Origin of the sequence: Alteromonas sp. MmMcT2-2 (assembly GCF_022348305.1) — a bacterium.
Lineage (GTDB): Bacteria > Pseudomonadota > Gammaproteobacteria > Enterobacterales > Alteromonadaceae > Alteromonas > Alteromonas macleodii.
Genome location: NZ_JAKRFA010000070.1, coordinates 1 through 9,671, shown reverse-complemented (window position 1 = coordinate 9,671; position 9,671 = coordinate 1). Strand labels below are relative to the sequence as shown.

The 9,671-nt window shown below is 46.0% G+C and carries 8 protein-coding genes and 1 pseudogene; 4 read left to right on the top strand and 5 right to left on the bottom strand.

From position 1 onward, the window contains the following. Nucleotides 1-133 precede the first annotated feature (133 nt). A complete protein-coding gene (locus tag MHM99_RS19955; RefSeq protein WP_239220380.1) occupies nucleotides 134-1,417 on the bottom strand; it encodes a general secretion pathway protein GspB in 1,284 nt (427 codons plus the stop codon). Next, a complete protein-coding gene (locus MHM99_RS19950) occupies nucleotides 1,410-2,321 on the bottom strand; it encodes an AAA family ATPase (RefSeq protein ID WP_014948480.1) in 912 nt (303 codons plus the stop codon). The genes MHM99_RS19955 and MHM99_RS19950 overlap by 8 nt, the downstream gene beginning before the upstream one ends. A gap of 220 nt (nucleotides 2,322-2,541) precedes the next feature. Here MHM99_RS19950 and MHM99_RS19945 point away from each other — a divergent pair, with 220 nt between their 5' ends. From MHM99_RS19945 to hemW, 4 genes are all read left to right on the top strand, one after another. Next, entirely contained in the window at nucleotides 2,542-3,720 is a 1,179-nt protein-coding gene (locus MHM99_RS19945; RefSeq protein WP_239220379.1) for a CCA tRNA nucleotidyltransferase, read from the top strand. Nucleotides 3,721-3,870: 150 nt separating this feature from the next. Continuing rightward, a complete protein-coding gene (gene srmB / locus MHM99_RS19940) occupies nucleotides 3,871-5,097 on the top strand; it encodes an ATP-dependent RNA helicase SrmB (RefSeq protein WP_110288400.1) in 1,227 nt (408 codons plus the stop codon). Between the two features lie 210 nt (nucleotides 5,098-5,307). After that, entirely contained in the window at nucleotides 5,308-5,910 is a 603-nt protein-coding gene (locus tag MHM99_RS19935) for an XTP/dITP diphosphatase (protein WP_014948475.1), read from the top strand. Continuing rightward, entirely contained in the window at nucleotides 5,903-7,042 is a 1,140-nt protein-coding gene (gene hemW, locus MHM99_RS19930; protein ID WP_239220378.1) for a radical SAM family heme chaperone HemW, read from the top strand. Before MHM99_RS19935 ends, hemW begins: the two co-directional genes overlap by 8 nt. Nucleotides 7,043-7,153: 111 nt before the next feature. Here hemW and MHM99_RS19925 read toward each other — a convergent pair whose 3' ends face one another. The 3 genes and pseudogenes from MHM99_RS19925 to MHM99_RS19915 all read right to left on the bottom strand — a co-directional run. Then, nucleotides 7,154-7,948 (bottom strand): YggN family protein, encoded by a 795-nt coding sequence (locus tag MHM99_RS19925; protein WP_014978492.1) that lies wholly within the window; start codon nucleotides 7,946-7,948, stop codon nucleotides 7,154-7,156. Nucleotides 7,949-8,258: 310 nt separating this feature from the next. After that, nucleotides 8,259-8,831 (bottom strand): DUF1566 domain-containing protein, encoded by a 573-nt coding sequence (locus MHM99_RS19920; RefSeq protein WP_014948472.1) that lies wholly within the window; start codon nucleotides 8,829-8,831, stop codon nucleotides 8,259-8,261. A 2-nt stretch (nucleotides 8,832-8,833) separates the two neighbouring features. Then, nucleotides 8,834-9,577 (bottom strand): annotated as a pseudogene (locus MHM99_RS19915) (DUF1566 domain-containing protein); the annotation flags it as partial. Nucleotides 9,578-9,671 lie beyond the last annotated feature (94 nt).

The following is a 9,671-nucleotide window of genomic DNA, read 5'->3' as shown; positions in this document are numbered from 1 at the left end:
CTTAGCATTAGATATGGAAACGCCTAACGCAGTGCATAATAGAAAAGGCCAGCTTCGAGAGCTGGCCTAATAACTGTCAACCTATATTAGGACGACACACTTGTTAGTGTTTTTTGTAACTAACAGATAGTAATTACCAATCGGTTAATGCTGCCATAGTAAAAATCTCATCTTCGAAAGCAAGCACCACACGTTGCGCTTCAATATTGACGATTTGCACTCTATCAGCAATCCAGTCACCCTCACCTATTTGACGGCCATTGACTCTCACCCACCTATCGGCAGGACGAGACGCATACATATGCGCGCTAAAGTTCATGGTTGGAAGTCGTGTTAACAAGCGAACGGGTAACTGATCTACACGGGGTAGTTCGTCTTTAACCGTCACCCTTGTTTGCTCTTCAGCGGGTTTATTATCTTGTGCCTTTGAGTCTAGCGCTTCAACGGCAGCATTAAAACGGGCCATGAGTTCTGGTGACACGGATACGTCAGATTGAGACGTAGCTTCATTTAATACTCTCCCTTCATAATTCCCTGAAGTCTCAGTTTGTCTTGTATCCATTGAAGAGCTACGCTCATATCCACTACTTGGCTCGGCGCCAGAACGTTGGGACACGTCGTTATTGTAGCGATTCTGAGTACCTGTTGTGTTTGGGTTTGTATTTGGAACTGCACCTAAATCAGTATTTTGTGTTGCAGCTAAGTTGCCAACAGACTGGTTATTTACCATAGCGTTCGCTTGCGTGCCTTGCTGAGCTGCACCGCCGTTACTAACGTTGGCATTTACCGCTGTGTTAGCAGTTTCATTTAAACCTGCGCTTTGCCCACTTCCCTGAATGTTAGAAGATACCTGTTCACTTTTGTTGCTTGAAGTGCCTGGTGCTTCATTACTACTTTGCGTGGTCGTAAGCGCTGAAGCGCCTCCGCTTGCTTCAACCTGTGAAACTGAGCTTTCAGAGTCTGCCACCGGTACAGAAGCGGGTGCAGTTAGCATTGGCCACCAGCGTTTTGCCGTAGCGGCGGAAAAGCCAATGCATAAACCACCAAGAATAACGACGGCAAAAAGCGCAACTTGCTTGGTGTAAAGCTTCCATGCTGACGGAAGCCCTTCTACTGTGGGTAAAAACAAGCTTCGATTAAACTGCTCGTTAAGGGATTTATCAAATTTGGCGGTAGTGTCGTGCTCGCCCCGAAGCAAAGCTTGGGTCTGAGTTCTATGATGAACTGTCGGCGCTATTTCCACGGTTTGCTCAGGGTCTATTTCGACCTCTTGCACGCCCATTTCAGACAAGCCCTGCACCATAGCATCGCTTGTCACTAAACCCGACTTTCTAATTTTAACTGGCCCATTTTGCTTGGTAATTTGAACAATCACCATACCGGGCACTAAATTTTCAATGGCGACGATATTAGACATACAAACTCCCTAACCCGTAGCCGAATATGATGGCCAAAACAAACGCCGATGCGAGATACCATTTACGCTGGCTTTGCACGCGCTGACTAACAACATCTTCACCTAGAATTTGCTCTGCCGCGGCCAAGAATATAGGCTTTTGCACAACCGCATGCTGCTTAGTAAAAGATAAGGTTAACGCCCGATCGCACAGCAAATTAATTACCCTTGGAATCCCACCAGTAATTTGATGCACCGCGCGCAATGTAGACTTACTGAAAATACTGATATCACCTTCAGCCACGCTTAAGCGGTGTGCTATATATGCGCTGACTTCTGGCGCAGTTAAGGGTAGCAGATGATAACGAGCGGTAATGCGTTGAGCCAGCTGACGTAATTCATTACGCTTTAACAACTGCTGTAATTCAGGCTGACCTATCAATACCACCTTTAACAGTTTTTCACGATTCGTTTCTAGGTTGGTCAATAAACGAAGTTGTTCTAGTACTTCGGGCAACAGATGCTGCGCTTCATCAACCATTAGTACCGTATTCATGCCTGACTGATGATTCTCTGCTAACTTAGACAAAATCAAATCGGTGAAGTACTTAAGGCTTGCTTTTTCAGGTGTATAAGCCAAGCCTAGCTCATCACAAACCGTTGCTAATAGCTCAAGGGCCGATAAGGTAGGATTCAAAATCATGGCTACCTGCGTATTATCGGGTAGCTGCTGCAACAGTTTTCTCGATACCGTTGTTTTCCCGGTGCCCACTTCTCCGGTGAGCATTACAAAACCACCGCTTTCTCTAAGGCCAAAGGTCAAATGGGCCAAGGCCTCTTTGTGCCTTGGACTCATATACAAATAATCGGGGTTAGGCGCAATCGAAAAAGGATTGTCATTTAACCCGAAGTAGTTCAAATACATGGTTGCTGAAGCGCCTATATGTTTTAATTTTTGACGACGATTAAACTACCAGACGCAACCTTGAAGTGAAAGCGCATAACGATGTGGCTACTAATTTTATTTGTAACATTGCTATACTGCGCCTCTGTTACCTTGGGAAGGTTGATTTTCGTTACACGTCAAAAGTCGATGTATTCCCAATCTAAAAAAGTATTACTGACTAAAAAATCGTTGGAAGAGCATGCAAGTATATCTCGTTGGTGGCGCAGTGCGTGACGCACTGTTAAACAGAAAAGTTGTTGAACGCGACTATGTCGTGGTGGGCGCCACGCCAGAAGAAATGCTCAGCCAGGGTTTTACCCAAGTAGGCAAAGACTTCCCTGTTTTTTTACACCCTAAAACACAGGAAGAATACGCACTTGCACGTACAGAACGTAAGTCAGGAAAAGGTTACACCGGTTTTGTATGCGATGCGTCAAGCTCGGTGACGTTAGAAGAAGATTTGTTACGCCGGGACCTTACCGTTAATGCGATAGCGCAAGACAACTATGGAAAACTCATCGACCCCTATGGTGGTAAAAAAGATTTAGAAAACCGCGTACTTCGCCACGTATCTGAAGCCTTTAGTGAAGACCCTCTACGCGTATTTCGCGTTGCTCGGTTTGCAACCCGCTATGCTTATTTAGGGTTTACTATCGCCACTGAAACCATGGCACTTATGCAGTCTATGGCGCAAAGCGGCGAGCTAAGCACGCTAAGTGCAGAGCGGGTATGGCAAGAAACAAAGCGCAGTCTTTTAGAGAAAACACCGCATGTTTTTTTCACTGTATTAAACCAAGCCCATGGCCTCAATGACTGGTTTACTGAGCTTGAAAGAAACGTAGATACTGCTCTGGAAACGTTAAAAACGGCGGTAGCACTAGAAAAGGCTGAAAACGAAAGCGTTGTTAAATACACGGGTTCAGAAACCCCATTACCTGAAAGTAGCGATTCAGAAACCGCTAGGCTGATAACAAGGTTTACTGCCCTGCTCACTCACCTCAGTGAGGAAGAAGCGAAACAGTTATGCAGTCGGCTTAAAGTGCAAAACCAAGTTAGTGAAATCGTCAGCCTTGCCTGCAAATTCAAAGGCTTTCTTTTGAACGCGCAAAACTCGCCCGCCGATTTACTTGCCTTGTTCAATAGCTGTGATGCGTGGCGTAGAGAGGAACGTTTCACATTATTACTTAGCGCTTTTGCGCCTTATGCTCATAACAAGGGCGTAGATTGGCAACACCAACAAAAGCGCATTGAAAATGCATTAGCAGCCGCCAACCAAGTGAACGTGCAAGATATCATTGCCACGGGCGTTAAGGGCCCTGAAATAAAAGACGCGCTTAACCGGGCAAAGCTATCCGCTATTGCCTCAATTACTGATTAGATTAGATGTCCTCTTTCCCTGTTATTGTAGGTAACCTCAAACCACAATGTGTATTTACCTACGGTGTGCGAATTTAACGCCAGTTTTTCTCAATGTTTTGGTATAGCAATGCTACAATACGCCCCATTCATTTAGAGCGTTTTTTATACTATGACTTTCGAAGAACTCGAATTAGACGAAGCACTGTGTCACGCAGCTGCCGATATGGGGTTTGAAACTCCAACTAGCATTCAAGAACTGGTTATCCCGCATGCGTTGGATGGACGAGATATCTTGGCCTCTGCTCCTACAGGTACTGGTAAAACAGCCGCTTTCTTATTGCCTGCATGCCAGTTTTTACTTGATTATCCGCGCAGACAGCCTGGTGCTACACGTATTTTGATCCTAACGCCTACCCGCGAGTTAGCGCTACAGGTTTATGAACAAGCCCTGGCCATAACAAAGCATACACAAATTGTGTGCGGGGTAATAACCGGTGGTATTAACTACGGTACCGATAAAGAAACCTTAAGCAAGAATCTCGATATTCTTGTGGCCACGCCAGGTCGTTTGCTTGAGCATATCGAAAAAGAAGCCGCAGATTGCCGTGATATCGAGTGTTTGATCCTTGATGAAGCTGACCGCATGTTGGATATGGGTTTCTCAACGGTAGTTAACCAAATTGCTGCCGAAGCGCGCTGGCGCAAGCAAAACCTATTGTTCTCAGCCACGCTTGAAGGCAAAGGCGTTAAGACTTTCGCTCATGAAATTCTTAACAATCCTGAAGTGATTGAAGCGAACCCATCGCGCAAAGAGAAAAACAAAATTCATCAGTGGTATCACCTTGCTGACGACATGAATCACAAGCAAGCATTGCTGGTGAATATTTTGAAGCAAGAAACAACGACGTCAGCGGTTGTGTTTGTGAAAACCCGCGAACGCCTGCAAATGCTTAAGGACTTCTTAGCCTCGAAAGATATTCCAGTGTGCTGGCTACAGGGTGAAATGCCACAAGACAAACGTATTGCAGCGCTAGCCCGTTTCAAAAGTGGTGAAGTACCTATCTTGCTGGCAACGGATGTTGCTGCCCGCGGTATTGATGTGCCTAACGTGAGCCATGTTATTAACTTCGACATGCCGCGCAAAGCCGACGTTTATGTTCACCGCATTGGCAGAACCGGCCGCGCTGGCGCCAAGGGCACGGCTATATCGTTAGTAGAAGCCCACGATTTTGACATGGTGGCCAAAACCTCGCGTTACATGGGCGAACCACTTAAAGCTCGCGTTATTGACGAGCTACGCCCTAAAAACAAAACGCCTAAAATTGGCCCGAAAAAGAAGAAAGTGAAGGCCAAAGACAAAGCCAAGGCAAAAGCTAAGCCTAAAAAGAAAAAGTAAAGAGTGCGAAAATAGTCGATCAGTAACATTCAAGTGAGTTAATGCGGTGGGCCAGGATGTAGGTGGAACATTGCCGACACAAACCCTCTGCCGCAGGGATGCGGCAGCGGAGCGCACATGGATGTGTTTACCGCGTGTTTGTGGAGGCAATGTTTCGCCCGCAGCCGCCGCCCACCGCTTTAGCTCACCGTCAGTTCAAAAGAGTACACAATGAAATTCCCAGAAAAAATTGTTTTAGCCACAGGTAACCAAGGCAAGGTGCGTGAGTTTGCATCTTTATTTGCAGATTACGGCGTAGACGTTGTGGCGCAAAAAGAATTAGGTGTATCTGATGTGCCTGAAACAGGTACAACATTCGTTGAAAATGCCATTATTAAAGCGCGTCATGCGGCACAAGTAACAGGCCTCCCTGCTATTGCTGACGACTCAGGTTTAGTCGTCGACGCCCTTGGCGGTGCACCCGGTATCTATTCAGCCCGCTATGCTGGCGCTGATGCAACTGATGACACCAATATTGACAAGCTATTAGCTGCCCTAGATGGCGAAACCCAGCGTAAAGCGCATTTCTTCTGTACATTAGTGTTTATGCGCCATGCTGACGACCCAGTACCATTAGTTAGCCAAGGTAAATGGCAAGGCGAAATTTTAACTGCTCGCTCTGGTAACGACGGTTTTGGTTACGACCCGGTATTTCACGTGCCAACTCATGGCTGCACTGCGGCAGAATTGGAGAAAGCCGAAAAAAACCGTATTAGCCATCGCGGCAACGCCCTAGCGATTTTGCTTGATAATATGAGAGCGACTTTTGCGTAATCCACCGCTTAGCCTTTATATTCACATTCCTTGGTGTGTTCAAAAGTGTCCGTACTGTGATTTTAACTCTCACGGGCTTAAATCTGATTTACCCGAGAAAGAATATGTGGCGCACCTGCTGGACGATTTAGCCATTGATGCCAAACGCATTGGCGACCGCCCTGTCGAGACAATCTTTATAGGCGGTGGCACGCCCAGTTTGTTTTCAAGCGAAGCCATGGCTGACATCTTAAACGGCGTCAAACAGCGGGTTAACTTAAGCGACACTGCTGAAATAACCATGGAAGCCAACCCAGGCACCGTCGAGGCAGGTAAGTTTGCGGGCTTTTATCAGGCAGGCGTAAACCGAATATCGGTGGGCATTCAAAGCTTTCAGCCGAAGCATTTAAAAGTGCTAGGCCGTATTCACAATGAAAGCCAAGCTGAAAATGCGGTAAAACAAGCACACAGCGCGGGACTACCCACGTTTAATTTAGATCTCATGCATGGTCTACCTGAACAAAGCGTAGAGAATGCTATGGCAGATTTGAAGCAAGGCATTGAGCTCGATCCTTACCACTTGTCGTGGTACCAGCTTACCATCGAGCCAAACACGCCTTTCTATTCAAAACCACCAGAGCTACCTGACGACGACATTCTGTGGGAAATACAGGAAAAAGGCCACAGCCTCTTAGAGCGTGCAGGCTATCACCAGTACGAAATTTCAGGCTACGCCAAAGCCGGGCACCAATGCCGCCATAACCTGAATTACTGGCGTTTTGGCGATTACTTAGGTATTGGATGCGGTGCGCACGGGAAGATTACCGATGCCGCTAGCGGCACAATTCATCGTACCGTTAAAGTGAAGCATCCAAGAGGCTATATGGAAATGAGCCGCCCGTATTTAGATACGCAAACGCTGGTTAGTGCAGACGACCTACCGTTTGAGTTTTTTATGAATAGGTTTCGTTTAGTTGAGCCTTGCCCGATGAGTGATTTTAGTGACTTCACAGGTACTGAGTTAACGGATGACGTTAAACGCGCACTGTCTGATGCTCATCACCAAGGGCTGCTTTCTATTTCAGATAGTCACTGGCAGGTAACTGCTAAAGGACGTAGATATCTCAACTCTCTGCTGTCGTGCTTCGTATAATCTTGCCCTTTTGAATTAACCGAAAAGCTAGATCAAAAAAGCCTGCTCACGCAGGCTTTTCTGTCTTAATCAGTCTTTAACCAGGATTAGTACACGTATTACTTATTTCAGCTAGTTTTCACTCTTATCATGTCGCGTAATGATATTGTAAGGCTTGAATGCAGGCACACTTGCTCGCAGGTTTTCTTCAGCTATATCTAGGCGTTTGAGCTTTTCACAAAACCACTCGGCCTTTTTACGCAATGTCGTAGCTTTATCACCTACATCAAGGTGCTCGCCTACATTATTAAGCTGACGAGTAATTTCCGCTACTTTCTCTTGATTTACTTCGCCACTTCCGGTGTTAATGCCGCTGATTGCCGATAATATACCGCCTACTGAGGTAGAAATTGCTTCCTCAAGCTGCGCTTCAATTTCACTATCCACGAATTCATCAACGCTTTCCAGTGATCCAGGGCCGATAAAATAATGATTACTCGCATGCCTGAATTTATCTTTCACGCGGTTTTGAACACGCTTCATAGCAGCATTCAAACGCTCATAGCTGTCGTGATCACTGCCTACTAAGCCTAGGTAAACATGCTCAATGGTATCAATAGCTAAATCTACACCTTCAGTGGCCAAAATAATCATTTTTGGTACTACATAGTGTAACCCTGAAGAATACTCTTCTAGCCACTGCCGTTCTTGCTCATTCAAGGTTTGCCAACGCCCACCTACAAACAGCTGGTTTTGGTCATTAATCTGAACTACGGTGCGGGTTTTATCCATTACGCGAAGCTGTTCGTTATTAACGGCAATACCGTAAGCAAAATCGATATTACAGGTATATTCAGCCTGCGCCGATGTGCTAAGTCCAGCGAATAAACAAATTGTAAAAAGGGCAGCCTTAAGGCTCGATATCATTTTCATACCAACATTGTGGCTAGCTTACTGGGAAATAAAAAGCCATCATGAGTCTAACGTGCTAAAAATCAGGTTGAACATGTCGATATTATCAATCTACTCAAAACGCAGCTTGATAGTAGGGCCTGTAGACTTTTGTTATTCACCAATGGTCAACAGGCTCTAAACAAGAGTGTCGATTTTCTTTAAAATTGACGTTCAAACCAAAAAACAAAGCACGCATTATAGAGCGTGCTTTGTTGATAAAAAGTCTAAGGGTCAGATACTAGACGAAAGACTAATACGAAGCGGTGTAGATCTTTATCTACACCTATTCGTTGGTGTAGGTGCGCACCAGTCGTACGTAAATGAAACGGTCTTTCTCTTTAATCGAATGGCTCGCGTTAAAGAATGCAACAACCCAGGCTCTGTCTGGATCATCTGCTGAAGGGGTAGAAGTCCAAAAATCATCTGGCGGCGTTGCAGGAAAAAGCGAGCTATTAATCGCCGGGCGTACGCAGTCGCGTTCCGTTAAGGTGGCCAACTCTTTAACGTTGGGCAAGCGCCATCCTAGCAGGTCTTCGTTGCTTGCCTGCTGCGCAAGTTGTAGCGCCTGCTGCCACGTATACTTCACCGCTTCACCACTGCAAGTTGAGCCGTCCCAAGTTTGCCCTTCGGAACATCGTCTCCATACTAAATCTGTGGTGGTATCCAACAAAGTACTGGTAGTCACTGCTTCAAAATTATCGTTGGGCGTGGTTTCTAGTCCATCAGACAAGCACTCTTGAGCGAAAGCTGAAAGCGATGCACTAGCAAGCAACGTCGAGGCCGCAACCATTTTGAGTGTAGTTAGCACTGCGCTTTTCAGTACGCGTTGAGCGGATTTATTAACTTTATTGCTCATGACTATCTCCCTGCTCTTACAAGACGAACACGCGCCGCTGATGACTTATTAAGAAAGTTATCGACACCTGAATCGAAATCCAATGCCCATGCATTTTGTGCATCATCACTGTTTACCCCATCAGCACTTGGCACTGAGGTCCAATACCATAGGGGCTCGGTAGAGACTGCACCGGTGTTAGGGAAGTAATCTTCATCAATGGCCACGTCGTCGGCAATGCCTAAATGCATTAACGAAAAGAGTTCATGGTGAGTAGGTAGCCGCCAGTCGTAAAAACCACACAGCCCTTGTGCGTTAACCGCCTGTACATATGCAGAGGTATTACAGCTGGTTAATAAGCACGTTGCATTCGCGCCTGTCTGGTCGCCCTCAAAACCGCCATTTACCTCTTCGCTGTACCAAGAATAGGTGTAGTCTTTATCTTGAAATGCCCCATCGTCAGTTTTAACTTCCCACACCAATCCGGTGACATTGTCTCTAACGCACGACCACGTATCTGCGCTGGCGTCTTGTTCGTCGCCATTGGCATTTAAACGGGTAAAGTCGAAGCCGGCTTTACCACGCCCAGCTTTTTCAATTAAGCCATTCTGTTCAATAATATCAGCTCCGCGTTGTCCGTCTTGGCCAGGAAAATCATTTTGCTGCGCCTCTGTTAACGCATTATTGGTGGCTTGCTGCAAAAATCCCGTGTCATTCAATAGCGGCGTCGGCATGGGGCGTATTCTAACGTTAATGGTGTCTTTGACGTGCTCCAATAGATTCACACACCCAGTTAAGAGATAATTATCTCAACTGGAGTGTATATGAAAACCCGAAAAAGCTACTCGAAAGAATTCAAAC

Coding starts and splice junctions, on each gene's coding strand:
- MHM99_RS19955 (WP_239220380.1), bottom strand. CDS start 1,417: ATGTCTAATATCGTCGCCATTGAAAATTTAGTGCCCGGTATGGTGATT.
- MHM99_RS19950 (WP_014948480.1), bottom strand. CDS start 2,321: ATGTATTTGAACTACTTCGGGTTAAATGACAATCCTTTTTCGATTGCG.
- MHM99_RS19945 (WP_239220379.1), top strand. CDS start 2,542: ATGCAAGTATATCTCGTTGGTGGCGCAGTGCGTGACGCACTGTTAAAC.
- srmB (WP_110288400.1), top strand. CDS start 3,871: ATGACTTTCGAAGAACTCGAATTAGACGAAGCACTGTGTCACGCAGCT.
- MHM99_RS19935 (WP_014948475.1), top strand. CDS start 5,308: ATGAAATTCCCAGAAAAAATTGTTTTAGCCACAGGTAACCAAGGCAAG.
- MHM99_RS19925 (WP_014978492.1), bottom strand. CDS start 7,948: ATGATATCGAGCCTTAAGGCTGCCCTTTTTACAATTTGTTTATTCGCT.
- MHM99_RS19920 (WP_014948472.1), bottom strand. CDS start 8,831: ATGAGCAATAAAGTTAATAAATCCGCTCAACGCGTACTGAAAAGCGCA.